Here is a 26,181-nt window from a genome sequence, read left to right as displayed (position 1 = left end):
ACGGGCCCGGTCCGGCGTGGGAGCCGATACCGTGGGACGGAAACCGGAACAGGGAGGACGGGGTGCCGCGTCCGGAGCGACCCTTGGATCCCGGGGACGACCCGCTGACCGGATTCGCCGCCGATCTTCGGCGGTTGCGGGAAAGCGCCGGGAATCCGACGTACCGCGAGCTCGGCCGGCGCGCGCACTATTCGGCCGGGACGCTTTCGGAGGCCGCCGGCGGGCGGAAGCTCCCCAGCCTGGCCGTGACCCTCGCCTACGTCCGGGCCTGCGGCGGGGTGCCCGGTGAATGGGAAGAGCGCTGGCACGCCGTCGCCGACGGCACGCGGCCGGACGAGGCCGCCGCGCCCGAGCCGGAAACCGGGGAAAAGCCGCCGTACGTCGGGCTGGCCGCATTCACCCCCGCCGATGCGAGCCGGTTCTTCGGCCGCGAACGGCTGGTCGAAAAGCTCGTCGCCCGGCTTTCGGGACAGCGTTTTCTCGCCGTTCTCGGCGCCTCCGGTTCCGGGAAGTCGTCGCTGCTGCGGGCGGGTCTGCTGCCGTCGGTGAAGGACCCGGTCGTCCTGCTCACCCCGGGCGCCCGGCCACTGCAGGAGTGCGCCGTGAAGTTCGCCGCCGCGCTCGGCCTCGCGCCCGGCGCGCTGCTCGACGACTTCGCCGCGCACCCGCGCAACCTCGGCCTCGCCGCCCGGCAGCTCGCCGAAGTGGACGACACCGACGTCGTCCTGGTCGTGGACCAGTTCGAAGAGGTCTTCACGCTCTGCCAGGACGAGCGCGAACGCGCGCGGTTCCTCGACGCGCTCGTCACCGCGACCACCGAGCCCGGCAGCCGGACCCGGGTCGTCCTCGGCATTCGCACCGACTTCTACACCCACTGCGCGCGGCACGCGGACCTCGCCGAAGCCATGCAGGACGCGCAGGTCCTCGTCGGCCCGATGACGACCGAGGAGCTCCGGCAGGCGATCTCGCGGCCCGCCGTCGACGCCGGGTACCGCGTCGAAACGGCGCTCGTCTCGCAGCTCGTCGCGGACGCCACCGGCCGGCCGGGCGTGCTGCCGCTGCTCTCGCACGCCCTCCTCGAAACGTGGCGACGCCGGCGCGGCACCACGCTCACCCTGGCCGGGTACGAGTCCACCGGCGGCATCGAGCGGGCCATCGCGCAGACGTCGGAAAGCACTTTCGCGCGGTTCTCGCCGCGCCAGCAGCGGCTGGCCCGGCAGGTCTTCCTCCGGATGACCGCGCTCGGCGAAGGCACCGAAGACACCAAGCGCCGGATCGGCCGCGGCGAGCTCGACACCGACGACGAAGACACCGCTGTCGTGCTCGACGGCCTCGCCGCCGCGCGCCTGGTCACCCTCGACGACACCGGCATCGAGATCACGCACGAGGCCCTCATCCGCGGCTGGCCGCGGCTGCGCGAATGGCTCACCGAAGACCGCGAAGGCCTGCGCGTGCACCGCCAGCTCACCGAGGCGACCGACGCCTGGGAGGCCGTCGGCGAGGACTCCGGCTGGCTGCACCGCGGCACCCGGCTGGCCGTCGCGCGGGAGTGGGCCGCGCGCCAGGACACCGCGCTTTCCCAGCGGGAACGGCGGTTCCTCGACGCCAGCCTCGCCGCCGAGCACGCCGAAAAGGAGCGCGACCGCCGGCGCACCCGGCGGTTGCGGCAGCTCGTCGCGCTGCTCGCCGTGCTGCTGGTGTTCGCGGTCGCGGCCACCGCGTTCGCCGTGCACGCGCAGAGCACGGCGACCGACCAGCGCAACAGCGCGCTCGCGCAGAAGGTCGCCGGGCAGGCGCTGGCCATGCGCGCCACCAACCCCGCGCTGGCCGCGCAGCTCGCGCTCGCCGCGTACCGCCTCGACCCGAGCGCCGAAGCGCGCAGCAGCGTGCTCGGGGTGTTCGCGACGCCGTATTCGACCCGCGTCACCGGGCACACCGGCCGGGTCAACACCGTCGCGCTGCGCCCGGACGGCCGCGTCCTCGCGACCGCGAGCTGGGACGGCACCGCCCGCCTGTGGGACGTCCACGACCCGCACCACCCGGTGCCGCTGGGCGTGCTGACCGGCCACACCGGCAACGTCAACAACGTCGCCTTCAGCGCCGACGGCCGGACCGTCGCCACCGCCGGGTTCGACGGCACCGCCCGGGTCTGGGACGTCGGCGACCCGGCTCGGCCGGGTCCGGGGATGATCGTCGAGCAGCACGAAGGCAAGTCCTACGCGGTCGCCTTCAGCCCGGTCGCGCCGCTGCTGGTGACCGGCGACGTCACCGGCGCGCTCCGGCTGTACGACACCTCCGACCCGCGCCACCCGCGGCCGGCGGGGGAGCTGACCGGGCACACGTCCTACGTCAACAACCTCGCGTTCAGCCCGGACGGGCGGCTGCTCGCCTCGGCGTCCGCCGACAAGACCGCCCGCCTGTGGGACGTCGCCGGGGGGCGCCCGCTCGGCGTCGCGACCGGGCACACCGACGTCGTGCACTCGGTCGCCTTCAGCCGCGACGGGCACACCCTCGCCACGGCGAGCGCCGACCAGACCGCGCGCCTGTGGGACGTCACCGATCCCGCCGCGCCGGCGCAGCTGGCGTCGCTCGGCGCGCACAAGGCGATCGTCCGGTCGGTCGCGTTCGGTCCCGACGGGGACACCCTGGCCACGACCGGCTTCGACCGGACCGCGCGGCTGTGGGACGTCGCCGATCCGCGGCAGCCGCGGGAGCTGCAGTCGCTGCCCGGGCACATCGGCGCCGTCGGGTCGGTGGTGTTCAGCCGCGACGGGCGCACGCTCGCCACGGCCAGCGACGACCAGTCCGCCCGGCTCTGGGACCTGCCCGGCCCGGCCCTGCCCGCCCACACGGCGCGGGCGTGCCACGAAGCGTTCGGCCGCGGGGTGCTCGCGACCGGCGGCTACGACCAGGTGGTGCGGCTGCACGACCTCGCCGACCCGGGCGCGCCCCGGACGGTCGCCACGATCGGCGGCTTCGGCGACGCGGTCTGCGGCGTCGCGATCAGCCCGGACGGCCGCACGCTGGCCACCGGCAGCTGGGACCACACGATGGCGCTGCGGGACATCACCGACCCGGCCCACCCCGGGCCGCCGACGGTGTTCTCCCGGCCGCACGACGAGATCGACGCGGTCGCGTTCAGCCCGGACGGCAAGGTTCTCGCGACGGCGGGCGACGGCCACACCGTCCGGCTCTGGGACCTCGCCGACCGCCTGCACCCGGTCGAGATCGCGAAGCTGCAGGGGCACGACGACGACGTCCACACGCTCGCCTTCAGTCCCGACGGCCGGACATTGGCCAGCGGCAGCTGGGACCACACCGCGCGGCTCTGGGACGTCTCGGCGCCCCGGGCCCCGCGGCCGCTGGCCAAGCTCGAAGGGCACACCGACACGATCTTCTCGGTCGCGTTCAGCCCGGACGGCCGCACGCTGGCGACGGCGGGCGCCGACCGCGTCGTGCGCCTGTGGTCGGTCGCGGACCCCGCCGCCGCGCGGGTGTCGGCGGTCCTCGCCGGGCACACCGACATCGTCATGGGGGTGTCCTTCAGCGGCGACGGCCGGGTGCTGGCGTCCGGCAGCTACGACCGCACGATCCGGCTGTGGGACGTCGCCCGCGCCGAGCCGTACGCGACGCTGCCTGAGGAAGCGGACCGGGTCTACGCCGTCCAGTTCGCCCCGGACGGCCACACGCTGGCGGGCGCGGTCGCGGACGGGAAGGTACGGTTCTCGGAGTCCGATCCTGACCGGGCGGCCGACCGGATCTGTGCCGTCGCGGCGCCCCGGATCACCGAAGCGGAGTGGTCGGCGAGCCTGCCGGGCATCGACTACGCCCTGCCGTGTTCATAACGAGTTGTTCGGCGTTGTTGTTCGGTGCCGGCGCGCGGACACCGAACAACTTTTGTCCACTAGACATGCCCTCGGACGGCGTCCGTCCGCGAGACGTTTCTTCACCGGGGGTCTGAAGGGCTCCTTCAAGGGCGGGAGCCCCCGCATCCCGCCCTCGGAGGAGCCCTTCAGCGTGTCAGGCGGCCGGGATCCAGTCGGGGTTCGAGGCCAGCACGATCAGCTGCTGCGTCGCGCGGGTCAGGGCCACGTACAGCACCCGCCGGCCGGTCGTCGACTCGACGATCAAGTCGTTCGGCTCCACGAGCACCACCGCGTCGTACTCCAAGCCCTTCGAGTCCAGGCTGCCGACGACCTTGAGCCGCTCGTCCACCTGGCCCGAGACCCAGCCCGCGACCTCCGGCACCCGGTCCATCGCCGTGATGACGCCGACCGTGCCCTCGACCGCGCCGAGCAGCTCCTTCACCGCCGCCTGCGTCGCGGCCGCCAGGCCGGCCGCCTCGACCGGGCGGACCTCCGGCTCGACGCCCGTCTTGCGCACCGCCACCGGCAGCTCGCCCGCCTCCGCGTGGCCCGCGACCACCTTCGCCGCGAGGTCGAAGATCTCCGCCGAGTTCCGGTAGTTCGTCCGCAGCGTGAACCGCCGCCGGGCCGTCTTCACGCCGAACGCCTGGTCGCGCGCCTGGGCCGCCTCCGCCGGGTCCGGCCACGAGCTCTGCACGGGGTCGCCGACGACCGTCCAGCTCGCGTACTTGCCGCGCCGCCCGACCATCCGCCACTGCATCGGCGACAGGTCCTGCGACTCGTCGACGACGACGTGCGAGTACTCGTCGTAGTGCTCCGGCCGCGTCGGCGCCCCGCCCGAGCGCTCCGGCTCCGCCTCGATCATCTGGCGGCGCTTGCGCTTCGGCGGCGGCCCGATCAGCACGCGCAGCTCGTCGAGCAGCGCGACGTCCGCGATCGACCAGCCCCGCGAGCGGTCCGCCAGGTCCGCCGCCAGCAGCGAGATCTCCTGCCGGTTCAGGACGCCCTTCGCCACCGACGCCAGCCGCTTCTCCTCGCCGAGCCACTTGAGGATCTGCGCCGGGTACAGCACCGGCCACCACACGACCAGGAACCGGTGGAAGTCGATCCGCTCGCCGAGGTCGGTGATCAGCTCGGCGCGGTCGAGCTGCTTGCCGTCGGCCTTCGCGTACTCCTCGGCCTTCGCCGCCAGCGCGTCGAGCAGCATCTCCGCCGCCCGGATCCGCGACCGGTTCGGCGGCGCGCCCTGCGTGTGGGCCTTGCGGCGCACCTTCTCCAGCTCGCGCGCGTTCAGCTTCAGGACTTCGCCGCGGTAGACGATCCGCATCTCCTCCGGCGCCTCCGGCGGGGTGTCCCGCAGGGCCCGCAGCAGGATCTTGCGCATCCGCAGCGACCCCTTGATGGCGGCCAGCGGCGCCGCGTCCTGCCGGGTCGCCTCCAGGCCGTCGAGGACCTCGCCGAGCGCGCGCAGCTCGACGTTCGTCTCCCCCATCGAGGGGAGGACGCGCGAGATGTAGCTGGTGAACACGCCCGACGGCCCGATCACGAGCACTCCGGCCCCGCCGAGCTGACGGCGGTAGCGGTAGAGGAGGTAGGCCGCGCGGTGCAGGGCGACGGCGGTCTTGCCGGTGCCCGGCCCGCCGGTGATCTCGGTGACCCCGCGCCACGGCGCCCGGATGACCTCGTCCTGCTCCTTCTGGATGGTCGCGACGATGTCGCGCATCTTCTCGCCGCGCGAGCGCCCCAGCGCGGCCATCAGCGCGCCTTCGCCGACGATCTGCATGTCTTCGGGGACGGCGTCGGCGATCAGGACGTCGTCGTCGACGTCGAGGACGTTCTGGCCCGAGCAGCGGATCACGCGCCGCCGTACGACGTCCATCGGCTCTTCGGCGGTGGCCTGGTAGAACGCGGCCGCGGCCGGCGCGCGCCAGTCCGTGACGAGGTTGTCGAACTCGGCGTCGCGGATGCCGAGCCGGCCGACGTAGGTGCGTTCCCCTTCGCGGTCGTCGAGCCGGCCGAAGACGAGCCCCTCGTACTCGGCGTCGAGCGACTGGAGCGTCTGGTTCGCGTGGTAGACCATCATGTCGCGCTCGAACAGCATCGACGCCTGCTCGAAGATCGCCTCGCGCTGCGCGCCCTGGCCGATCTCGTAGCCCTTGGTGCGCATCGCCTCGGCTTGGGCGCGCAGTTCGTCCAGACGGGTGTACACGCGATCGACGTGGGCTTGTTCGATGGCGATCTCGGCCCGTCTGACCCGAGGTTCCGACACGCATGGCTCCTTGACAGCTCTGGATCGCCTCCGAGGGCGAAGAACGACTCTACGCGTTGGCTCCGGCGGGCACACCGATGTCCCGGCCATCAGTGCGCCGTGTCATCCCCGCACAATCAGGGGGTGACCAGGATCGTGGCCGGGACGGCGGGCGGGCGGCGGCTGAAGGTGCCGCCGAAGGGCACCCGGCCGACGTCGGAGCGCGTGCGGGAAGCCCTGTTCAACGCCCTGGAGACGGCGGGCGAGGTGGCCGGCGCCCACGTCCTCGACCTCTACGCGGGCTCCGGCGCGCTCGGCCTCGAAGCGCTCTCCCGCGGCGCGGCGGACGCGCTGTTCGTGGAGGCCGACCGGCGCGCGGTGGAGGTCCTGCGCGGCAACGTCGCGGCACTCGGCCTGGGCGGCGCCGTCCGCGCCGGGCAGGTCGAGGCGGTCGTCGCGGCGCCCGCGCCCTCTCCGTTCGACCTGGTGCTGGCGGACCCGCCGTACGCCGTCGACGCGGCCGCGCTGGGCAAGGTGCTGACGGCGCTGGCGGCGGGCGGCTGGCTGGGGCCGTCGGCGCTGGTGGTGATCGAACGCGCGGCCCGCGACGGCGCGCCCGCGTGGCCCGCGGGCTTCGAACCCACGCGTGAGAAGAAGTACGGCGACACGGCGGTCTTCTGGGCCGAATACACGCCTGTGGCGTGAGCCACGCGGCGGAAACCGGGTGCGGCACGGTAGCGTCCGCGCCATGCGGCGTGCGGTCTGTCCCGGTTCCTACGATCCGGCCACCAACGGCCACCTCGACATCATCGAACGGGCCAGCGTGCTGTTCGACGAGGTCGTCGTCGCGGTGGGGGTGAACAAGAGCAAGAAAGGCCTCTTCGAGGTCGAAGAGCGCCTGGACATGCTGCGCGAGATCACCTCGAAGCTGCCGAACGTGCGCGTCGACTCGTGGGAGGGCCTGCTGGTCGACTACTGCCGCGAGAACGACATCGCGGCGGTCGCCAAGGGCCTGCGGTCGGTCAGCGACTTCGACTACGAGCTGCAGATGGCCCAGATGAACCGCGAGCTGACCGGCGTCGAGACACTGCTGATGGCGAACAACCCGGCGTACGGGTTCGTGTCCAGCTCGCTGGTGAAGGAGGTCGCGGCCCTCGGCGGCGACATCGAGCACCTGGTCCCGGCGGTGGTCTACGAGCGGCTCTCGGAGAAGTTCCCGAAGCTCGGCCGCTGATCGGCCCCCTACGTTCGTCGGGACTTGCGGCCGCTGCCGCGCGAGTTCACATTCTCGCCTTCTGGTGATCATCCGATCGGATTACGGTCCGAAAATGACCAACAACCGATCACGCCTGGTCGCGATCCTTTTCGCGCTCCTGGCCACGTTGTCCATGGGGGTCACCGCCGCCGAAGCGGTGACGAACTCACGCGCGGTCGCCGCGCAGAACGCGTGCGGCAACCTGTCCGGGTTCTCGCACACGACGCTCTCGGCCCTGCCCGCCGAGGCGACGACGACGTACAACCTGATCCAGAAGGGCGGCCCCTTCCCGTACCCGCGGAACGACGGCGTCGTCTTCGACAACCGCGAAGGCGTCCTCCCGTCCTGCGCGTCGGGCTACTACCACGAGTACACGGTCCCGACACCCGGCGCGAGCAACCGCGGCACGCGGCGCATCATCACCGGCTCGGGCGGCGAGTACTTCTACACCGGCGACCACTACGCGACGTTCAAGGTCATCGACGTCTCCGGCGGCGGCACGACGCACGCCTGCGGCGACCTGTCCGGCCTGGCCAAGATCGGCTACTCGCAGCTCTCGTCGGCCGCGAAGACCGTGGTGAACAACGTCCGCGGCGGCGCCTCCACCGGCACGACGTACGAGAACCGCGAAGGCGTGCTCCCGGCCTGCGCGTCGGGCTACTACCAGCTCTTCGCCGTCGGCACGAACGACCGCGTGATCTCCGGCAAGGCGGGCGAGCTCGCCTACACGCCCGACCACTACGCCACTTTCAAGCGGATCGACCTGAATTCCTGAGCTCCCGTGCAACGCGCCGCGCCCCCTCGTCCGTGAGTACCGGGGGAACATCGGACGGGGAGGCGCGATGCGGCCTGGGGACGAGGCGGGGTTCCGGGAGTTCGCCAGGGAACGGGCGCTGCCGCTGCGGCGGACGGCGTTCCTCCTGTGCGGCGACTGGCACCTGGCCGAAGACCTCGTCCAGGTCGCGCTCGTCCTCCGCGCCCTCGCCGGGGTTCCGCCGAAGCAGCGCGCCGCCGTCGTGCTCCGCTACTGCGCCGACCTCCCGGTCGCCGAGGTCGCGAAGGCACTGCGCTGCTCCGAAGGAACCGTCCGGAGCCAGACCGCGCGCGGGCTCGAAGCCCTGCGCGCGGAGCTGAAGCGGCTCGAGGCCGCCGAGAGGAGCGCGTGATGACCGACCTGGAGACGCGGCTGCGCGAGGTGTCGTTCGCCGAGCCGCCCCTGGGGTTCGACCCCGACGACGTAGTGACGAAGGCGGCGAAGCGGCAGCGCACCCGCCGCGCGACCGTGGCGACCGTGGTCGTGACGCTGGGGATCGCCGGCGCGGCGGTGGTGGCGCTGCGGCCGTCGCCCCCGCCGCCCGCGCCCCCGGCGACGACCTACCTGCCGCCCGAGATCGTCGTGAAGCCGCCGCAGCAGCCGCAGACCCCGCTGGAGCGGCGGAACATGGCCCACCTGAAGGAAGTGCTGCCCGGCGTGATCCCCGGCGCGCGCAAGATCGTCATCGACAGCTTCTACAGCATGGGTGGTGAGCTGCACGCCGACGAGATGAGCACGAGCATCTCCTTCGTCGACCACGAGGGGAAGGGACACGCCTTCACCCTCGCGATCCTGGGGAAGCTCACGGTGGCGCGGAACACGCGGCCGGTGGCGGAGGCGTGCCCGCCGGGCGGCCGGATGCGCTGCGACAAGATCTCCCAGCCGGACGGCAGCACGGTCGTGATCTCGGAAGTCTCCGAAGGAGGACTGCCGGGCGGGCCGCCGTCCACCACGGTGGCCGGGCGCGCGGCCGCCCACTACCGCGTCGACGGGACCTCCGTCGACGTCAGCGACCTCGGGCGGGTCCCCCCGATGACGGCGGCCGAGCTGGGCATCCCCGCTCCGCCGATCGACGCCCCCGCTGGGGACGGGCTCGTGCTCGACGACCGGCAGCTGATCGCGCTCGTCACCGATCCGGGCTTCGTCGCCCAGTAGGGGGACGCCGGCACCGGGTGTGGTCCAGGGGGACACGCCCGGTGCCGGTGGCGTTCACCGGTTCCGCGCGGAAAACGGGCAGACTGATGTCAGCGACAGGGGATTGGAGTTGCCGTGTACCGGGTTTTCGAGGCGCTCGACGAGCTCGTCACCATCGTCGAGGAGGCGCGCGGCGTCCCGATGACGTCCAGCTGCGTGGTGCCCCGCGGCGACGTGCTCGAACTCCTCGACGACGTCCGCGACGCGCTGCCCGCGGAGGTCGACGACGCGCAGGACGTCCTCGACAAGCGCGACGACCTGATCCACGCCGCCCGCAAGGAGGCGGGGGAGACGGTCGCGGGGGCGAACGCCGAGGCCGAGCGCGCGATCGCGGAGGCGACGGACGAGGCGGAGCGCATCCTGGCCGACGCGCGGGCGCGGGCCGAGCAGATGCTCGCCGACGCGCACGACCAGGCCGACCGCGCGGTGGCGGCGGGCCAGGCGGAGTACCAGAACCTCACGGACCGCTCCCGGGCGGAGTCCGAGCGCATGATCCAGGCCGGCCGCGACGCGTACGACCGGGCGATCGAAGACGGCCGTGCCGAGCAGGGCCGGCTGGTCGCGCAGACCGAGGTCGTCCAGGCGGCGCACGCGGAGTCGGCACGCATCGTCGACGAGGCGCACGCGGAGGCCGACCGCCAGCGGGCGGACTGCGACGCGTACGTGGACGGGAAGCTGGCGGAGTTCTCGGAGCTGCTGGCGACGACCCTGCGAACGGTCGACTCGGGGCGCAACCACTTGAGGTCGCCGGCGAACCTGCCGAGTTCGGGCGGGCGCCCGACGCTGTACGACTACCAGGTGTGACGAGCCTCTCAGCCGCGCGGCCGGCCTCCGTCTGACGCGGGGGCCTGCCGACCAGCGGGGTGCCAGCTCGAAAGAGGTGGCACCCGGTGCGTACCCTGGACTGGATGTCCGAGAACAAGACCCCCCAGCTCGACGACCGCAGCCCGTGGGTGATCGACACCCGTGAGCTCGGCCGTCACGCCGGTCTCAGCCGCGCCCTCACGCGCAGCGTGCCGGTGGAGACGCCGCTCGGCGTCCCCGATGTCATCACCATCGAAGCCGGCTCCGAGCTGGAACTCGACCTGCTGCTCGAGTCCGTCGTCGAAGGCGTGCTGGTCAGCGGCACCGCCAAGGCGATCGCGAAGGGCACCTGCGCCCGGTGCCTCGACCCCATCACCGAAGAGGTCGAGGTCGAGGTCCAGGAGCTGTTCGCCTACCCGGGGTCGGCCACGGAGGAGACCACCGACGAGGACGAGATCCCCCGGCTGGTCGACGACCGGATCGACCTCGAGCCCACCGTGCGCGACGCGATCGTGCTGGCCCTCCCGCTGGCGCCGCTGTGCACCGAAGACTGCGCCGGGCTCTGCATCGACTGCGGCGTCAAGTGGGCCGATCTCGAGCCCGGACACGGGCATGAGAAGATAGACCCTCGGTGGGCCGCACTGGTCGAGCGTTTCGACGAGAATGCGGGCGAAAAGCCTGGGCCCAGCTGAAGAAGCAAACCTGACGAGCGCCCCAGCTCGATCCGGTGAGAAAGTTCGCTCGCACGACCGCGAGCAGACCGTCTTAAGGAGATCTACTCGTGGCCGTCCCGAAGCGGAAGATGTCGCGATCCAACACGCGCTCCCGCCGCAGCCAGTGGAAGGCGGCTCCGGTGCAGCTGGTGCCCTGCTCCAACCGCGCCTGCAAGCAGCCGAAGCTCCAGCACATCGCGTGCCCGTCGTGCGGCCAGCACAACGGCCGCCAGGTCGTCGAGCCCGCCTGATCGGGTAGCCGACATGGGGGGCAAGACGCCCGGGGGACCACCCGCCGATCCGGCGCCGTTGCTCGAAGCGCTCGGGGTCACACTCGACCCCGAGCTGCTCCGGCTGTCGCTGACCCACCGTTCGTACGCGTACGAAAACGGGGGTCTGCCGCCGAACGAGCGGCTCGAGTTCCTCGGTGACGCGGTGCTCGGCCTGGTCGTCACCGACCACCTCTACACCACGCACCCCGACCTGCCCGAAGGTCAGCTCGCGAAGCTCCGCGCCAGCGTCGTCAACATGCACGCGCTGGCGCGGGTCGCCCGCGGGCTGGGCGAGGGCGGGCTCGGGGCGCACCTGCTGCTCGGCAAGGGCGAAGAGCTCACCGGCGGCCGGGACAAGGCGAGCATCCTCGCGGACGGCCTCGAAGCCGTCATCGGTGCCGTCTACCTCGAACACGGCATCGAGATCGCGCGCAAGCTCGTGCACCACCTCTTCGACGGCCTGCTCGCCGAAGCGCCGCTGCGCGGTGCCGGCCTCGACTGGAAGACGAGCCTGCAGGAGCTGACGGCGTCGGCCGGTCTCGGCGTGCCCGAGTACAAGGTCGAGGACACCGGGCCGGACCACCGCAAGGAGTTCACGGCCACGGTGCTCGTCGCCGGCCGTCCCCTCGGGCACGGCACCGGCTCGACGAAGAAGGAAGCCGAGCAGAAGGCCGCCGAGACGGCGTGGCGCTCGCTGTCCGCCGAACTCGAGGCCGAGAAGAAGGACGACACGGAGTCCTGATCACCGGGAACCTCCGTTGACGATTTCCCGAACCGCTCAGTAGCGTGTGGCGATCCGCCGCGCTCGTACCTGACTGAGAGGTTGGCGGAATGCGTCTGTTCTTCATCCCCTTGATCGCGGCGGCGCTGCTCGTCGTGCCCGGACCGGCGGCTTCGGCCGCGCAGGTCCGCGTCACGTCGCTTTCGGCGCTGCAGTCCGCGATGGACAAGGCGAACCCCGGCGACACGATCGTGCTCGCCGACGGCTCCTACTCCGCGGGCTCGACGCTGTCGATCAATCGGTCCGGCACGTCCACCGCGCCGGTGACCGTCGCCGCCGAGCACACCGGCCAGGCGACGATCACCGGCTCGAAGACGTTCGCCTTCGCGAGCGGCGTCTCGAACGTCGTGCTGCAGGGGTTCAAGTTCCGGGGCAGCGCCAAGCTGAGCGTCCCGGCCGGCGCGTCGGGCAACCGCCTGACCCGCAACGACTTCCAGCTCACCACCGACGGCAACTGGGTCACGGTCAGCGGAGACGACACCGTCGTCGACCGCAACGTCTTCCAGAACCGCACCACCCAGGGCGTGTTCCTGCAGATCCTCGGGCCGTCCGGCGCGATGGCCAAGCGCGTCCACGTGCACCACAACTACTTCTACAACCACCAGTTCAGCGGTTCGAACGGTGGTGAGTCGATCAGGCTGGGCCTCAGCGACCACCAGTCGTACCCGGCCAACGCGCTGATCGAGAACAACCTGTTCGAGAAAGCGGACGGCGACAGCGAGGCGATCTCGGTCAAGTCGTCGGACAACGTGGTGCGCTACAACACGATCCGCGACAGCCGGGGCTACATCGTGCTGCGCCACGGCAACCGCAGCACCGTCGAAGGCAACTTGCTCTTCGGTTCGGGGATCCGGTTCCACGGAAACGACCACAAGATCGTCAACAACTACGTGGCGAACTCCGGCGGCCGCGCGATCGTGTTCGGGTCCGGCGACGAGGCCGACAGCGGGCCGACGAGCAAGCTGCACGACCGTCCGGACCGCGTAACGGTCGCGTACAACACCGTGCTGGGCAGCAGCAGCGTGATCGACGGCGACGGCGGCGCCTTCAAGCCGAAGGACTGCGTGGTCGCGGACAACATCGTCAAGGGGACGGCGGGGACGCTCGTGACGCTGCCGAGCGGGTCGACGGTCAAGTACGAAGGCAACATCACGACCGGCGGCACCGCGGGGATCCCGTCCCGGTCGGTGGATCCGAAGCTGGTCAAGGACGCGGCCGGGCTGTACCGGCTGGCTTCCGGCAGCCCGGCGATCGACGCCGGCGTGGGTTCGTACCCGTTCGCCGCGAAGGACTTCGACCTGCAGACCCGCAGCGGTGCCTACGACGTCGGCGCGGACGAGTACTTCGCGTCGGGCACGACCCGTGTCCCCCTGACGAAGGCCGACGTCGGACCCACCGCGCCGTAAATTGTCAGACCTCCCGGGCACAATGGCCGCATGCCCGAACTCCCCGAGGTCGAAGTCGTCCGCTTGGGCCTGCAGGCGCACGTCGCGGGCCGGACCATCCGCGAGGCGGAGGTCCTGCACCCGCGCGCCATCCGCCGGCACGCGCTGGGCGCGGAGGACTTCACGAAGCGGCTGGTCGGCACCCGCGTCGAAGCGGCGCGGCGCCGCGGCAAGTACCTGTGGCTGGAACTGTCCGACAAGGAGGCGTTGCTGGCGCACCTCGGGATGAGCGGGCAGATGCTCGTCCAGCCCGAGGGCGCGCCGGACGAGAAGCACCTGCGCGTCCGGCTGCGCTTCGCCGACGACGGCCCGGAGCTGCGGTTCGTCGACCAGCGGACGTTCGGCGGCCTCGCGCTCGACGACCTCAGTGACATCGGCAGCGACGTGCTGCTCCCGGACACGATCGCGCACATCGCCCGCGACCCGATGGACCCGGCGTTCGACCTCGACGCGGCGGTGCGCGCGCTGCGATCGCGGCGCACGGAGGTCAAGCGCGCGCTGCTGGACCAGACGCTGGTGTCGGGCATCGGCAACATCTACGCGGACGAGGCGTTGTGGCGCGCCCGCTTGCACTGGGCCAGGCCGACGGAGAAATTGACGCTCGCGAAGGGGCGCGAGCTGCTGTCGGCGGCGTCGGACGTCATGAACGCGGCGCTGGGCGCGGGCGGCACGTCGTTCGACGCGTTGTACGTGAACGTCAACGGGCAATCGGGGTACTTCGACCGTTCGCTCGACGCGTACGGCCAGGAAGGGATGCCCTGCCACCGCTGCGGCACGGCGATCCGGCGGGAGCCGTTCATGAACCGGTCGTCGTTCTCCTGCCCGCGATGCCAACCCCGGCCGCGCGCCAACTTGCGTTGATAAATGGTGTTCAGCTTTCAGCTAGGATGAATGTGCCTGGCAGCTGAGGGAGTGCATCGTGGTCAAGGAGCCCGGAAAGTCGACGCTGGCCGACAAGATCGACCGGCTGTTCCACGTGGTCCGCAGGCCCGATCGGGAGCCGTACAGCAACGAAGAGGTCGCGAAGGCGTGCCGCGAGGCAACGGGCGAGAGCTTCTCGACGACGTACTTGTGGCAGCTGCGCACGGGCCGCCGCGACAACCCGACGAAGCGGCACTTGGAGGCACTGGCCCAGTTCTTCGGAGTCCCTCCGGCATACTTCTTCGACGACGAGCAGAGCACGAAGATCGCGGAAGAGCTGGCCCTGCTGGGAGCACTGCGCGACGCGGGGGTCCGGGACCTGGCACTGCGAGCGGTGACGCTGTCCTCGGACGGCTTGGACACGATCAGCGACATGATCGACGCGATCGCCCGAAGGGAGGCGGGTCGCGGCGCACCGAAGAGGGAGGGCTGAGGTGACGGCTCCGCTGGCTGCCGGCCCGAGCCGGGAGCCGAGGGTGGCGGTCGCCGCGGCCGAACGGCCGGGCGCTCGGGTGGGTTGCCGGTCGGGCGTGGCCGCGGGCCACCGGGCGAGCGCGGATTTCCGTCACCGGCTCGGCGTTCGCGTCGGCTGCCGGCCAGGCGCCGCCCCGAAATCTGCGCCGCCGATCTCCCTTCCCTCGCGTATCCCCGTCGCTGCCCCGGCGTTGAACCGGCCGAGGCCGTGGGGGCGCGGCATGAGGGAGGGCTGACGTGGCGCAACCATCGCGGCGCGCGGGGCGGGCTCTGTGGAAGCGGGCTCGGGAAGTCGCCGACTCCGTCACCTTGCCCGAGCCCTTCGATGCCGAGACCTTCGTCGCGAGCCTCGCCGCGACGCGGAAGCGGCCCATCGAGCTCATGCCCGTCAGCGCCCCCGAAGGCGCTCCCTGCGGGCTGCTCATGAGCACCGAACGCGCCGACTACATCCTCTACCCGACCAACACCACCGCCCTGCACCGGCGGCACATCCTGCTCCACGAGGTCGGCCACCTGCTGTGCGGCCACACCGGCGCCGACGGCGGCGCGGACGGTGTCGCCATCGACGCCGCCGCCGGGCGGCAGCTCATGCCGAACCTCTCGCCCGAACTCGTCCGGCGCGTGCTCGGCCGCACCACCTACACCGAGGTCGAAGAGCGCGAAGCCGAGCTCGTCGCGAGCCTGCTCGCCCAACGCGCCGTGCGCCCCGAAGAGCCGCGCGAGCTCGCGCCCGACGTCCCGGACGGCCTGCGGCGCTTCGACTCCCTCTTCGGCGGCCGGTCCCGCCGCCGGACGCCGTGATCGAGACCCTGGCTTACCACCTCTGCGTGGTGGGGTTCGCCGGGTTCGGGTACAAGCTCGTCGAGGCGCGCCGCAGCCAGCCGGTGCGCACCATGTGGCTCCTCGCCGGCTTCGGCATCTGCATCGCCACCGGCATCCTCGTGCTGAGCCCCGCGATGGCCGCCCTCGCCGGCCCCGGCCCAGTCACCGAATGGGTGCTGAGCCTGGCCGGGGACGAGCTCAAGCTGGGCGCCATCGGGTTCGCCGTCGCGTTCACGCAGTCGGTGTGGCGCGGCGAAGGCGCCCGGCTCGCGCCGCACGCGCTGTTCACCGGCGCGACCATGGTGCTGCTCGCGGTCTGCTTCACCCTCTCGAAGCCGCGACGCGTCGGCGACGACACGGTCTTCTCGTCCGCGGACCTGCCGTTCGCCCTCGCCGACAAGATCGTCTTCCTCGTCTACAGCCTGATCAGCCTCGGCCTGCTGATCGCGGTGTTCGCCCGCAGCGCGTGGCACGCCGAGCCGGGGCCGCTGCGCACCGGGCTCTGGCTGCTGGTGGTCGGCGTGGTGGCCGCGTTCGCGTGGACGTTCTGGGACGTCGACGACGTCCGCCGGCTCGCCGAGACCGCGCGGATCGGCGCGCGCGAAGACCTGCCGTCGTCGGTGCTCGCCGCGACGACGATCGGGTTCGTCACCGCCGGCGCGACGCTCTCCGCGTGGTCGCCCGCGGTGTCGTCGGTGCTCGGCCGGGTGCGGGCGTACCGCGCGTACCGCCGCATCGAGCCACTGTGGACGGCCCTGCGCGCGGCCGTACCCGGCATCGCGCTCGACCGGGGCCGCGGGCTGGCGGGCGGCGCCGAATTCGCGTTGTACCGCAGGGTGATCGAGATCCGCGACGGCCACCTGGCGCTCCGCGCGCACTTCGACCCGGACCTCCCGGCCCGCGTGGAGACGGCGGCCCGCCGCGCGGGAGTTCGCGACGCCGATCTGGCGCCGACGGTCGAAGCGGTGGTCCTGGCCGCCGCGATCGAGGCGGGCCGCGAGGGACGCCGCTTCGAGCCGGCACGCGGCGAGCCCGGCGACCCGACGGAAGCCGACGCGGACGTCGAAGCCGAAGCGGCGTGGCTGGTGCGGGTGAGCCGGGCCTGGCAGCGCGGCGCGGTGGTGGACCGGGTGCGGGCTAACGCGGGTAGCGCGCCCCGTTGACCGTGACCCGCAGCGTGTAGACCGAGCTCGACGCCGTGATGAACAGCTCGTTCCCCCTCGCCCCGCCGAACGTGAAGTTGGCGCAGATCTCCGGCACCCGCAGCTTGCCGATCAGCGTCCCGTCCGCGGCGAAGCAGTGCAGGCCGTCGTGGGCCGCCGCCCAGACCTGGCCTTCGCTGTCCACGCGGACGCCGTCGAACACGCCGTTGTCGCACGTCCCGAAGATCTCGCCGCCCGAGAGCCTCCCGTTCACGCCGACCGAAAACACCCGGATGTGGCTCGGCTGCTGCCGGGTGTCCACTATGTACAGCAGCGACTCGTCGGCCGAGAACGCCAGCCCGTTCGGCCGCGAAAAGTCGTCCGCGACGATCCGCACCGCACCCGACGGGTCGATGCGGTACACGTGGCACGCGCCGATCTCGCTCTCCGCCTTGTACCCCTCGTAGTCGCTGTCGATGCCGTAGCTCGGGTCGGTGAACCAGATGGACCCGTCGGAGTGCTCCACGACGTCGTTCGGGCTGTTGAACCGCTTGCCCTCGAACTCGGCGGCCAGCACGGTGATCGAGCCGTCGTGCTCGGTCCGCGTGACGCGGCGAGTGCCCTGCTCGCAGCTGATCAGCCGTCCGTGGCGGTCGACAGTGTGCCCGTTCGAGTACTGCGACGGCTGCCGGAAGACACCTACCTGCCCGGTCGTCTCGTCCCAGCGCAGCGTGCGGTCGTTCGGGATGTCGCTGAAGACGAGGTAGCGCCCGGCCGGGAAGTACGCCGGCCCCTCGGTCCAGCGGCAGCCGGTGTGCAGGCGCTGCATCCACTCGTCACCGTTGACGCGCGCGAAGCGCTCGTCAAGCACCTCGAAGTCGGTTTTGACCAGGTCCATCCGCTCACCCCTAATGAGATTCTGCGACCAGCATGGATTGCCGAACCTGATATGGTCAAGTAGTGGACGACGTGGATCGCATGCTGCTCGCCGAACTCCAGCAGGACGCGACGCAGGCCTACACCGTGCTCGGCAAGGCCGTCGGCCTCTCGGCCGGAGCGGCCCACGAGCGCGTCCGGAAGCTGCGCGAGCAGGGCGTGATCCGCCGGACCACCGTGGACGTCGACCCGGCCGCGGTCGGCCGCGGCGTCGCGGCGTACGTCCTCGTCGAGGCGAACGCCTGGATGGGGGACGAGCCGGTGCGCGCGGCACTCGAGGCGCTGCCCGAAGTGGTCGAGGCGCACGTCATCGCCGGGCCGGCGGCACTGCTGGTCAAGGTGCGCACGTCGACGACCGAGCAGCTCCAGGCGTCACTGCGCCGGCTCTTCGCGATCGACGGCGTCACCGGTACGCAGACCATCGTGATCCTCGAATCCTTCTTCGAACGCCCGGTGGATCCCACCGCCTGACCGCACCCGGCACGCCCGTACGGCACTCCGCCGTGCGCACTACTGCGCAATGCGTGGTACCTTTCCATGCGTAAGACTGGAGGGTGCAGTGGAGATCAGTCAGCTGCTCAAAGGGGTGCTCGATCTCGCCGTGCTCGCGGTGCTCCGCGAGGAAGACGGCTATGGGTACGACGTCCTGCGAAGACTCAGGAGCGCCGGCCTGGACGAGGTGGGGGACGCGTCGGTGTACGGGACGTTGCGCAGGCTCTACAAGGCCGGCCTGCTCACTTCGTACGTGGTGCCCAGCGAAGAGGGCCCGCACCGCAAGTACTACAGCCTGAACGAGCCGGGCCGCGAACGCCTCGCCGAGTCGGGCAAGACCTGGCAGAGCTTCGCATCGACGATGAACGTGCTTTTGGGAGAGGCAGCATGAGCGACAAGCCGACCGCCGTGCGGGTGTATCTGGCGCGGGTCCGCACCGCGCTCGCCGACCTGCCCGCGAGCGAGATCGAAGAAATCCTCGAGGACGTCCGCCCGCACCTGGCGGAGCTCGAAGCCGAGCTGGGGGAGGGCGCCCGCGTCGAGGCCCTGATCGAACGGCTCGGCACGCCGGAAAGCTACGCCGCCGAGCTGCGCGCGTCCGGCGGGTACCCGCCGGCGGCCGAAGGGGCGACGCAGGTGCTCACCACCGCGAAGGCGCCGAGCCTCGCGAAACCGCGGATCGCGTTCTGGGGCCTGGTGCTCTGCGCCGTGGCGCTCGCGCTGTTCGCGTTCGGCGCCGCCGTCCGGGTCGACCCCAGCGGGCTGCTGGGCGCCGTGCTCTTCCTGCCCGTGTTCCTCGTCAGCCTCTTCCTGCTGCTGCGCGGCGGGGTCGAGCCGGTGCTGGCGCTGCCGGAGGTCGTGTGGCTGCGGCAGATCCTCGCCAAGGGGCGCGAGCAGGAGGACTCCGGGAAGGCGATGAGCTACCTCGCGTCGCTCAAGCCGGCGTGGTGGATCCTGTGCGCCGTCGTGCTGATCGCCTTCGGGCTGCTGCTGATGCTGCGGTCCCGCGGCGCGGTGCTGCTGCTGCCGTTCCTGATCCTCGCGGGTGTCGCGGCGGTGTGGGCGGGTCCGCGCGTGCGCGGTGACCGGCGGCTGCTGTGGCTCGCCGTGCCGATCTCGGCGTTCGTCATCGGCGGCATCCTGGGCGGCTTCGGCGCGGCGGTCGACCTCATCTCGCACCGGAACTCCTACGCGAGCTCGCCGTCGTACTACCCGTCGTCCGACCGGTACGGCAACGAGCAGCTGACCTACGGCGGCGCCGAGGTCGAGAACGTCTACGCCTTCGACGCCGACGGCAAGCCGCTGACCGAGGTCTACCTCTACGACGAACAGGGCCGGCCGCTCACGCTGACCCGCTACGGCTGCGAGCGCTCGAGCGGGACCAAGGAGAAGATCGGGGCGGACAACCGGTTCCCGCGGCCGAAGATCGAGCAGGGCGTCACCGACGACCAGGGCAACTACAACGGCTACAACGGGTACCGCTCGGCCTGCCGCGAGGACGCGGGCGTGCCGTTCAGCGCGGCGATCCCCAAGGTGACGGTCCCGCCTTCCCCGTCCAGCGCACCGACGTCTTCGTCCGCGCCGGCCAGGCCGACGCCGACGAAGTAGCGGGGGAACGAACGCCGGGAGCCGGGTCGGGGCCGCTCCCGGCGTTCACCCGATGCCAACGTGCGCGAAACGTCCCGCGAACGCGGGCGTGCTGAGCTGGACCGGTGCCACTCACGGAGGTCGGGGCGGACACCTTCGCCCCGCGCACACGGGTCGTCCACGGGTACGAGCGCGCCTACCGGATCGCCGGGAGCGGACCCGCTCTGCTGTTCCTGCACGGCATCGGCGACGACTCGGCGACCTGGCTGGACCTGCTCGCGTCGCTGTCGGCCGACCACACGGTGATCGCGCCCGACCTGCTCGGCCACGGCGCCTCGGCCAAGCCGCGTGCCGACTACTCCGTCGCCGCCTACGCGTGCGGCATGCGCGACCTGCTGACCACGCTCGACGTCGACCGGGTGACGGTCGTCGGGCACTCGCTCGGCGGCGGGGTCGCGATGCAGTTCGCCTACCAGTTCCCGGAACGCTGCGAACGCCTCGTCCTGGTCGGCTCGGGCGGGGTCGGGGCGAGCGTGCACCCGCTGCTGCGGCTGGCCGCCGCACCGGGCGCGGGACTGGTGCTGCCGCTGCTGGGCAGCCGGCCGGTGCTGCCGGTGCTGCGCGGGTTCGCCGAGCTGCTGCGGGTGTCGGAGGGCCTGGGGCTCGGCCCGGACCTCGACTACGTGCTGACCCGCTACGTCCGCCTGCTCGAGCCGAGCACGCGCTCGGCGTTCCTGCGCACGCTGCGCTCGGTCGTCGACTGGCGCGGCCAGGTCGTCAACATGCTGGACCGCTGCTACCTGACCGAGGGGATCCCGACGCTGCTGGTGTGGGGCACGGAGGACCGGGTCGTGCCGAGCGGCCACGCGCGGCGCGCGCACCGGGCGATGCCGGGCAGCAGGCTGGTGCTGTTCGAGGGAGCCGGGCACTTCCCGCACCGGTCCGACCCGGAGCGGTTCCTGCGGATCCTGCGCGAGTTCCTGGCGCAGACGCCGCCGGCCGAGTACGACCGGGCGCGCTGGGGTGAGCTGCTGCGCTCGGGCCGCCCGGCGGGGACTCCGGATCCGACGGGGACTCCGGACGCTCCCGCGGTGGCCTCGGGGAGCTGAGCAGCCCCCGTTTTCCACGCTACCGGCGGGCACCGACAGTTCCGGGACAGCCGGCGGAGTTGTCCCCAGGTACAACGAAGGCCACCTCCCGGGGGAGGTGGCCTTCGCTCTTCAGTGCGTCAGTACGTCAGTGGCCGAAAGCGCTGCGGGCCGCGAGGTCCGCCAGCAGGGCGCGGCCCTTCTCGGCGTTGCGGGGCTGCGACAGCACGTCGTACCGGCGGGCGACCAGCTGGCTCTGCGAGACGAACCCGCGCTTGTTGCGGTTCACGGCGTAGCCGAGCGCCCCGAAGAGCAGGTTGAAGCCGAGGCCGGCGACGAGGCCGAGCACGATCGGCACCAGCCCGGCACCCGGGTTCAGCAAGCTGAGGACCAGGCCGAGGAACAGACCGAACATGGCGCCGGACGTCGCCGCGCTGCCGAGGACCTTGCCCCAGGACAGCTTGCCGGCGATGCGCTCGACGAGCAGCGGCTCCACGCCCACGATCGTGACGTCGGTCACCGGGAAGTCCGCGCCCGCGAGGTGGTCGACCGCGCGCTGCGCCTGCTCGTAGGACTCATAGGAACCGATCGGCCAGCCGGTGGGCAGGGTGGGCAGCTGCGGCCGCGCCTGCTGCTGTCCGATCGTGCTCTGCTGCGTGAATGCTGTGGTCATCGATCTCACCTCTCCTGCCCGGTTCAACGCCGGAGTACCCGGGATTCCTCCCGGTGAGGCGAATTCACAGACTCTTCTCAGCCGGGCAAACCGCACATACCGGTGGCGGGCGTCCGAGGCCCGCCGTACCAGTCTGGCACCCTCAGTCAATGGGTCAACAAAATACCTTTGTTCCGGTTGACCGCGCGGCCGTGACCGGGTAGGAAGAAGCCGCAAAGGATTCGCATCAAACCTTTGGGGCGGCTGATGGCACGCAGGCGAGGCATGCTCACGCTCGACGACCTCCGGGCGCGCGTGGACGCGGGCACGATCGACACCGTGCTCGTCGCGATCACGGACATGCAGGGCAGGCTCCAGGGCAAGCGCTGCTCGGCGGAGTACTTCCTGGACGAGGTCGTCGGCCACGCGACCGAGGCCTGCAACTACCTCCTGGCCGTGGACGTCGACATGAACACCGTCGACGGCTACGCGCTCTCGTCCTGGGACAGCGGCTACGGCGACTTCGTGCTGCGTCCCGATCTCGAGACCCTGCGCGAAATCCCGTGGCACGAAGGCACCGCGCTGGTCCTCGCCGACGTCGAGCGCGTCGAAGGCGGCCCCGTCCCGATGTCGCCGCGGCAGATCCTGCGCCGGCAGCTCGAGCGGCTCGCCGAGCGCGGGCTCGCCGCCTACGTCGGGACCGAGCTCGAGTTCATCGTCTTCGACGACACCTACGAAGCAGCCTGGGACAAGCGCTACCACGGCCTCAAGCCCGCCAACCAGTACAACGTCGACTACTCGATGCTCGGCACCGCGCGCCTCGAGCCGCTGCTGCGCCGCATCCGCAACGACATGGCCGGCGCCGGGCTCTACCCCGAGTCCGCCAAGGGCGAGTGCAACCCGGGTCAGCAGGAGATCGCCTTCCGCTACACCGATGCCCTGAGCACCTGCGACAACCACAGCGTCTACAAGAACGGTGCCAAGGAGATCGCCGCGCAGGAGGGCAAGAGCCTCACCTTCATGGCGAAGTACAACGAACGCGAAGGCAACTCCTGCCACATCCACATCAGCCTGCGCTCCACCGAAGGCCGCGCCGTCCTGGCCGGGGACCACGAGCACGGCTTCTCGACGCTGATGGAGCAGTTCCTCGCCGGCCAGCTCGCCGGGCTGCACGAGCTGACCTACTTCCTGGCGCCGAACGTCAACTCCTACAAGCGGTTCGTGCCCGGCAGCTTCGCGCCGACCGCGATCGCCTGGGGCACCGACAACCGGACGTGCGCGCTGCGCGTCGTCGGGCACGGCGAGTCGCTGCGCGTCGAAAACCGCGTGCCGGGCGGGGACGTCAACCCGTACCTCGCCGTCGCCGCGCTCATCGCCGCCGGCCTGCACGGCATCGAGAACGAGCTGGAGCTGGAAGAACCCTTCACCGGCAACGCCTACCACTCCGACCGCCGCACCGTGCCGACGACGCTGCCCGAGGCCGCCGCGGCCCTCGCGCAGAGCGCCCTGGCGCGCGAAGCCTTCGGCGACGACGTCGTCGACCACTACCTGAACGCGGCGAAGATCGAGATCGACGCCTACAACGCCGCCGTCACCGACTGGGAGCTGATCCGTGGCTTCGAGCGCCTCTAAACCGGTCATCGGCCTCACCAGCTACCTGGAACCCGCGAAGTTCCTGGTCTGGGAGACCGAAGCCGTGCTGCTGCACCGGGTCTACGTCGACTGCGTCGTCGCGGCCGGCGGCATCCCGGTGCTGCTCCCGCCGGTGTCCGACGCGTACGAGCGGCTCGTGTCCACAGTGGACGGCCTGGTGCTCACCGGCGGCGCCGACGTCGAACCGGAGCGCTACGGCCAGCAGCCGCACCCCGCGACCTACACCCGGCCGGAGCGGGACGCGTTCGAGTTCGGCCTGTTCGCGGCGGCGCGCGCGGCGGGGAAGCCCGTGCTCGGCGTGTGCCGCGGCCTGCAGGTGATGAGCGTCGCGCTCGGCGGAACGCTGGTCCAGCACCTGCCGGAGGCGACGGAGTCCACCGAGCACCAGCCCGCGCCGGCGACGTTCGGCCGGGGCACCGTCACGCTGGCCGAAGGCAGCCGCGCGGCGGCGATCCTGGGGTCCGAGACCAAGACGCTCTGCTACCACCACCAGGCCGTCGACCGGCTCGGCGCCGGCCTGGAACCGGTCGGCTGGGCCGCCGACGGCACCATCGAAGCCGCCGAAGTGCCCGGTGAGTTCACCCTGGGCGTCCAGTGGCACCCCGAGCAGGACAGCGACGACGTGCGGCTCTTCGCGGCCTTCGTCGACGCGACCGAGGAGAGGGCATGACCAGCACGTTCGACGTCCTGAACCCCGCCACCGAGCAGGTGGTGCGGACGGTTCCGCTGACCAGCGCCGCGGAGACCGACGCGGCGATCGCCCGCGCGCGGGCGGCGTTCCCGGCGTGGCGCGACGTCACCCCCGGCGACCGCGCGCGGCTGCTGCGCCGCTTCGCCGACGCCGTCGAGGCCGACATCGAGCACCTCGCGCGGCTGGAGGTCGAGAACTCCGGGCACACGATCGGCAACGCCCGCTGGGAGGCGGGCAACGTCCGGGACGTCCTCAACTACTACTCCGCGGCGCCGGAACGCCTGATCGGCAAGCAGATCCCGGTGCCGGGCGGCGTCAACGTCACGTTCCAGGAGCCCCTGGGCGTGGTCGGCGTGATCGTGCCGTGGAATTTCCCGATGCCGATCGCCGGCTGGGGCTTCGCGCCCGCGCTCGCGGCCGGCAACACCGTCGTCCTCAAGCCCGCCGAGCTGACGCCGCTGACCGCGGTCCGGCTGGCCGAGCTGGCGCGCGAGGCGGGCATCCCGGAGGACGTCTTCCAGGTGCTGCCGGGCAAAGGATCTGTTGTCGGCCAACGGTTCGTGGACCACCCGGACGTGCGCAAGGTCGTCTTCACCGGCTCCACTGAGGTCGGCAAGCAGATCATGGCCGGCTGCGCGGCGCAGGTGAAGCGCGTGACGCTGGAGCTGGGCGGCAAGAACGCGAACATCGTCTTCGCCGACTCCGACCTGGAGAAGGCCGCGGCGACCGCGCCCTACGGCGTCTTCGACAACGCGGGCCAGGACTGCTGCGCGCGGTCGCTGATCCTGGTGCAGGCGAGCGCGTACGACCGCTTCATGGAGCTCCTGGAGCCCGCGGTGCACGGCGTCGTCGTCGGCGACCCCGGCGACGAGAAGACCGAGATGGGGCCGCTGATCTCGGCTTCGCACCGGGAAAAGGTGGCGTCGTACGTGCCGGACGACGCGCCCGTCGCGTTCCGCGGCAGTGCTCCCACCGGCCCCGGCTACTGGTTCCCGCCGACCGTCCTCACCCCGCCCGACCTGCGGCACCCCGCCGTGGCGGAGGAGGTGTTCGGCCCGGTCGTCGCCGTCGTGCCGTTCGCGGAGGAGGCCGACGCGGTCCGGATGGCCAACGCGACCGAGTACGGCCTGTCCGGGTCGATCTGGACCCGCGACGCCGGCCGCGCGTTCCGCGTGGCCCGCGGCGTCGAAGCCGGCAACCTGTCGGTGAACTCGCACTCTTCGGTGCGCTACTGGACGCCGTTCGGCGGCTTCAAGCAGTCCGGCCTCGGCCGCGAGCTGGGCCCCGACGCCGCGGCGGCGTTCACCGAAACCAAGAACGTCTTTCTCAGCACGGAGGAGTAATGGTCCAGCGTTTCGAAGGCCGCGTCGCGGTGATCACCGGCGGCGCGAGCGGCATCGGGCTCGCCTCGGCCCGCCGCCTGGCGAGCGAAGGCGCGAAGGTCGTCATCGGCGACCTGACGCCGGATTCGGGCAAAGCCGCGGCCGACGAGATCGGCGGCGCGTTCATCCAGACCGACGTGACCGACGCCGAGCAGGTCGAGAACCTGTTCCACAGCACGGTCGAGCAGTTCGGCTCGGTCGACGTCGCGTTCAACAACGCGGGCATTTCGCCGCCCGAGGACGACTCCATCCTGACCACCGGCATCGAGGCGTGGGAGCGGGTGCAGCGGGTCAACCTGACGTCGGTGTACCACTGCTGCAAGGCCGTGCTGCCGCACATGCAGCGCCAGGGGCGCGGGTCGATCATCAACACGGCGTCGTTCGTGGCGGTGATGGGCGCGGCGACGTCGCAGATCTCGTACACGGCGTCCAAGGGCGGCGTGCTGGCGATGAGCCGCGAGCTGGGCGTGCAGTTCGCGCGGGAGAACATCCGCGTCAACGCGCTGTGCCCGGGGCCGGTGAACACGCCGCTGCTGAAGGAGCTGTTCGCGAAGGACCCGGAACGCGCGGCGCGGCGGCTGGTGCACGTGCCGGTCGGCCGGTTCGCCGAGCCGGAGGAGATCGCGGCGGCGGTGGCGTTCCTGGCCAGCGACGACGCCAGCTTCATCACGGCGTCCCAGTTCCTGGTCGACGGCGGCATCTCCGGCGCGTACGTCACCCCGATCTAACGGCGCGTCGGTTTCTTGACGCCGTAGACCTCCCGGAGGTAGGTCCAGGCGGCGTTGAGCTTCTTGCGCTCTTCCGACACGAGCTTTTCCCGGCGCCGCAGCACGCGGACGGCGATTTCGGAGGCGAGGAAGGCACCGGCGGCGAAGGTGAGCACGCCGACGATGAGCGTGAGGGCGATGATGGTGGTGGTCATGCTCACAGCGTCGGGCGCGGGTGGGCG

At 71.6% G+C, this 26,181-nt stretch carries 27 protein-coding genes; 23 read left to right on the top strand and 4 right to left on the bottom strand.

Going from position 1 to position 26,181, the window contains the following annotated elements:
- Window positions 1–83: 83 nt before the first annotated feature.
- Window positions 84–3,845, top strand: a complete 3,762-nt coding sequence (locus tag ACZ7OH_RS20325; RefSeq protein WP_470282164.1) for an nSTAND1 domain-containing NTPase — start codon at window positions 84–86, stop codon at window positions 3,843–3,845.
- A gap of 175 nt (window positions 3,846–4,020) precedes the next feature.
- Here ACZ7OH_RS20325 and ACZ7OH_RS20320 read toward each other — a convergent pair whose 3' ends face one another.
- The gene (locus ACZ7OH_RS20320) at window positions 4,021–6,135 is read right to left on the bottom strand and encodes a HelD family protein (RefSeq protein ID WP_470282163.1); all 2,115 of its coding nucleotides are present in this window, start codon (window positions 6,133–6,135) and stop codon (window positions 4,021–4,023) included.
- A 123-nt stretch (window positions 6,136–6,258) separates the two neighbouring features.
- Between ACZ7OH_RS20320 and rsmD the strand changes: the two genes are divergently transcribed.
- The 14 genes from rsmD (at window position 6,259) to ACZ7OH_RS20250 (ending at window position 16,772) form a co-directional block, all read left to right on the top strand.
- A complete protein-coding gene (gene rsmD / locus ACZ7OH_RS20315) occupies window positions 6,259–6,819 on the top strand; it encodes a 16S rRNA (guanine(966)-N(2))-methyltransferase RsmD (protein ID WP_470282162.1) in 561 nt (186 codons plus the stop codon).
- A gap of 43 nt (window positions 6,820–6,862) precedes the next feature.
- Window positions 6,863–7,348, top strand: a complete 486-nt coding sequence (gene coaD, locus ACZ7OH_RS20310; protein WP_400903433.1) for a pantetheine-phosphate adenylyltransferase — start codon at window positions 6,863–6,865, stop codon at window positions 7,346–7,348.
- 94 nt (window positions 7,349–7,442) lie between these two features.
- Window positions 7,443–8,144, top strand: coding sequence for a ribonuclease domain-containing protein (locus ACZ7OH_RS20305; RefSeq protein WP_470282161.1), 702 nt, complete (start codon window positions 7,443–7,445; stop codon window positions 8,142–8,144).
- A gap of 67 nt (window positions 8,145–8,211) precedes the next feature.
- Window positions 8,212–8,535, top strand: coding sequence for a sigma-70 family RNA polymerase sigma factor (locus ACZ7OH_RS20300; protein WP_470282160.1), 324 nt, complete (start codon window positions 8,212–8,214; stop codon window positions 8,533–8,535).
- Complete coding sequence (locus ACZ7OH_RS20295; RefSeq protein WP_470282159.1) at window positions 8,535–9,338, top strand: hypothetical protein; 804 nt, start codon at window positions 8,535–8,537, stop codon at window positions 9,336–9,338. The genes ACZ7OH_RS20300 and ACZ7OH_RS20295 overlap by 1 nt, the downstream gene beginning before the upstream one ends.
- Window positions 9,339–9,452: 114 nt before the next feature.
- Window positions 9,453–10,181, top strand: coding sequence for a DivIVA domain-containing protein (locus tag ACZ7OH_RS20290; RefSeq protein WP_470282158.1), 729 nt, complete (start codon window positions 9,453–9,455; stop codon window positions 10,179–10,181).
- Between the two features lie 104 nt (window positions 10,182–10,285).
- Window positions 10,286–10,873: a YceD family protein gene (locus ACZ7OH_RS20285; RefSeq protein WP_470282157.1), complete on the top strand. Its 588-nt coding sequence runs from the start codon at window positions 10,286–10,288 to the stop codon at window positions 10,871–10,873.
- Window positions 10,874–10,962: 89 nt separating this feature from the next.
- Entirely contained in the window at window positions 10,963–11,145 is a 183-nt protein-coding gene (gene rpmF / locus ACZ7OH_RS20280; protein WP_013223689.1) for a 50S ribosomal protein L32, read from the top strand.
- A gap of 13 nt (window positions 11,146–11,158) precedes the next feature.
- Window positions 11,159–11,908, top strand: a complete 750-nt coding sequence (rnc, locus tag ACZ7OH_RS20275; protein ID WP_400903443.1) for a ribonuclease III — start codon at window positions 11,159–11,161, stop codon at window positions 11,906–11,908.
- Between the two features lie 89 nt (window positions 11,909–11,997).
- Window positions 11,998–13,353 carry a polysaccharide lyase 6 family protein gene (locus ACZ7OH_RS20270; RefSeq protein ID WP_470282156.1) on the top strand — a complete coding sequence of 452 codons (1,356 nt, stop codon included), beginning with the start codon at window positions 11,998–12,000 and terminating at the stop codon, window positions 13,351–13,353.
- Window positions 13,354–13,383: 30 nt separating this feature from the next.
- Complete coding sequence (gene mutM / locus ACZ7OH_RS20265) at window positions 13,384–14,253, top strand: bifunctional DNA-formamidopyrimidine glycosylase/DNA-(apurinic or apyrimidinic site) lyase (RefSeq protein WP_470282155.1); 870 nt, start codon at window positions 13,384–13,386, stop codon at window positions 14,251–14,253.
- A 58-nt stretch (window positions 14,254–14,311) separates the two neighbouring features.
- Window positions 14,312–14,746: a helix-turn-helix domain-containing protein gene (locus tag ACZ7OH_RS20260; RefSeq protein WP_372670481.1), complete on the top strand. Its 435-nt coding sequence runs from the start codon at window positions 14,312–14,314 to the stop codon at window positions 14,744–14,746.
- A 278-nt stretch (window positions 14,747–15,024) separates the two neighbouring features.
- Window positions 15,025–15,588, top strand: coding sequence for a hypothetical protein (locus ACZ7OH_RS20255; RefSeq protein ID WP_400903448.1), 564 nt, complete (start codon window positions 15,025–15,027; stop codon window positions 15,586–15,588).
- On the top strand, window positions 15,585–16,772 hold the full coding sequence (locus ACZ7OH_RS20250) for an MAB_1171c family putative transporter (protein ID WP_470282154.1): 1,188 nt from the start codon (window positions 15,585–15,587) through the stop codon (window positions 16,770–16,772). Before ACZ7OH_RS20255 ends, ACZ7OH_RS20250 begins: the two co-directional genes overlap by 4 nt.
- Here ACZ7OH_RS20250 and ACZ7OH_RS20245 read toward each other — a convergent pair.
- A complete protein-coding gene (locus ACZ7OH_RS20245) occupies window positions 16,747–17,649 on the bottom strand; it encodes an SMP-30/gluconolactonase/LRE family protein (protein ID WP_470282153.1) in 903 nt (300 codons plus the stop codon). The two genes, ACZ7OH_RS20250 and ACZ7OH_RS20245, sit on opposite strands and share 26 nt — an antisense overlap.
- A 62-nt stretch (window positions 17,650–17,711) precedes the next feature.
- On the opposite strand from ACZ7OH_RS20245, the gene ACZ7OH_RS20240 reads away from it, so the two are divergent.
- The 4 genes from ACZ7OH_RS20240 (at window position 17,712) to ACZ7OH_RS20225 (ending at window position 20,875) form a co-directional block, all read left to right on the top strand.
- Window positions 17,712–18,158, top strand: a complete 447-nt coding sequence (locus ACZ7OH_RS20240) for an Lrp/AsnC family transcriptional regulator (protein ID WP_470282152.1) — start codon at window positions 17,712–17,714, stop codon at window positions 18,156–18,158.
- Between the two features lie 88 nt (window positions 18,159–18,246).
- A complete protein-coding gene (locus ACZ7OH_RS20235; RefSeq protein ID WP_400903454.1) occupies window positions 18,247–18,570 on the top strand; it encodes a PadR family transcriptional regulator in 324 nt (107 codons plus the stop codon).
- On the top strand, window positions 18,567–19,787 hold the full coding sequence (locus ACZ7OH_RS20230; protein ID WP_470282151.1) for an HAAS signaling domain-containing protein: 1,221 nt from the start codon (window positions 18,567–18,569) through the stop codon (window positions 19,785–19,787). Before ACZ7OH_RS20235 ends, ACZ7OH_RS20230 begins: the two co-directional genes overlap by 4 nt.
- Before the next feature lie 104 nt (window positions 19,788–19,891).
- Entirely contained in the window at window positions 19,892–20,875 is a 984-nt protein-coding gene (locus ACZ7OH_RS20225; RefSeq protein WP_400903457.1) for an alpha/beta fold hydrolase, read from the top strand.
- A gap of 127 nt (window positions 20,876–21,002) precedes the next feature.
- Here ACZ7OH_RS20225 and ACZ7OH_RS20220 read toward each other — a convergent pair whose 3' ends face one another.
- The gene (locus ACZ7OH_RS20220) at window positions 21,003–21,527 is read right to left on the bottom strand and encodes a YflT domain-containing protein (RefSeq protein WP_400903458.1); all 525 of its coding nucleotides are present in this window, start codon (window positions 21,525–21,527) and stop codon (window positions 21,003–21,005) included.
- A gap of 264 nt (window positions 21,528–21,791) precedes the next feature.
- Between ACZ7OH_RS20220 and ACZ7OH_RS20215 the strand changes: the two genes are divergently transcribed.
- From ACZ7OH_RS20215 to ACZ7OH_RS20200, 4 genes are read left to right on the top strand one after another with little or no spacing between them, the layout of a single operon-like run.
- The gene (locus ACZ7OH_RS20215; RefSeq protein WP_470282256.1) at window positions 21,792–23,138 is read left to right on the top strand and encodes a glutamine synthetase family protein; all 1,347 of its coding nucleotides are present in this window, start codon (window positions 21,792–21,794) and stop codon (window positions 23,136–23,138) included.
- Window positions 23,119–23,829 carry a gamma-glutamyl-gamma-aminobutyrate hydrolase family protein gene (locus ACZ7OH_RS20210; protein WP_470282150.1) on the top strand — a complete coding sequence of 237 codons (711 nt, stop codon included), beginning with the start codon at window positions 23,119–23,121 and terminating at the stop codon, window positions 23,827–23,829. The genes ACZ7OH_RS20215 and ACZ7OH_RS20210 overlap by 20 nt, the downstream gene beginning before the upstream one ends.
- Window positions 23,826–25,193 (top strand): aldehyde dehydrogenase family protein, encoded by a 1,368-nt coding sequence (locus ACZ7OH_RS20205; protein ID WP_470282149.1) that lies wholly within the window; start codon window positions 23,826–23,828, stop codon window positions 25,191–25,193. Before ACZ7OH_RS20210 ends, ACZ7OH_RS20205 begins: the two co-directional genes overlap by 4 nt.
- The gene (locus ACZ7OH_RS20200) at window positions 25,193–25,960 is read left to right on the top strand and encodes a 3-oxoacyl-ACP reductase (protein ID WP_470282148.1); all 768 of its coding nucleotides are present in this window, start codon (window positions 25,193–25,195) and stop codon (window positions 25,958–25,960) included. Before ACZ7OH_RS20205 ends, ACZ7OH_RS20200 begins: the two co-directional genes overlap by 1 nt.
- Here the strand turns inward: ACZ7OH_RS20200 and ACZ7OH_RS20195 are convergent.
- A complete protein-coding gene (locus tag ACZ7OH_RS20195) occupies window positions 25,957–26,154 on the bottom strand; it encodes a hypothetical protein (RefSeq protein ID WP_470282147.1) in 198 nt (65 codons plus the stop codon). The two genes, ACZ7OH_RS20200 and ACZ7OH_RS20195, sit on opposite strands and share 4 nt — an antisense overlap.
- Between the last annotated feature and the right edge of the window lie 27 nt (window positions 26,155–26,181).

The sequence above is a fragment of the Amycolatopsis sp. NPDC114478 genome (assembly GCF_055633805.1).
The sequence above is the reverse complement of the archived record's forward strand: the minus strand, read 5'-3'. Positions and strand labels throughout refer to the sequence as shown.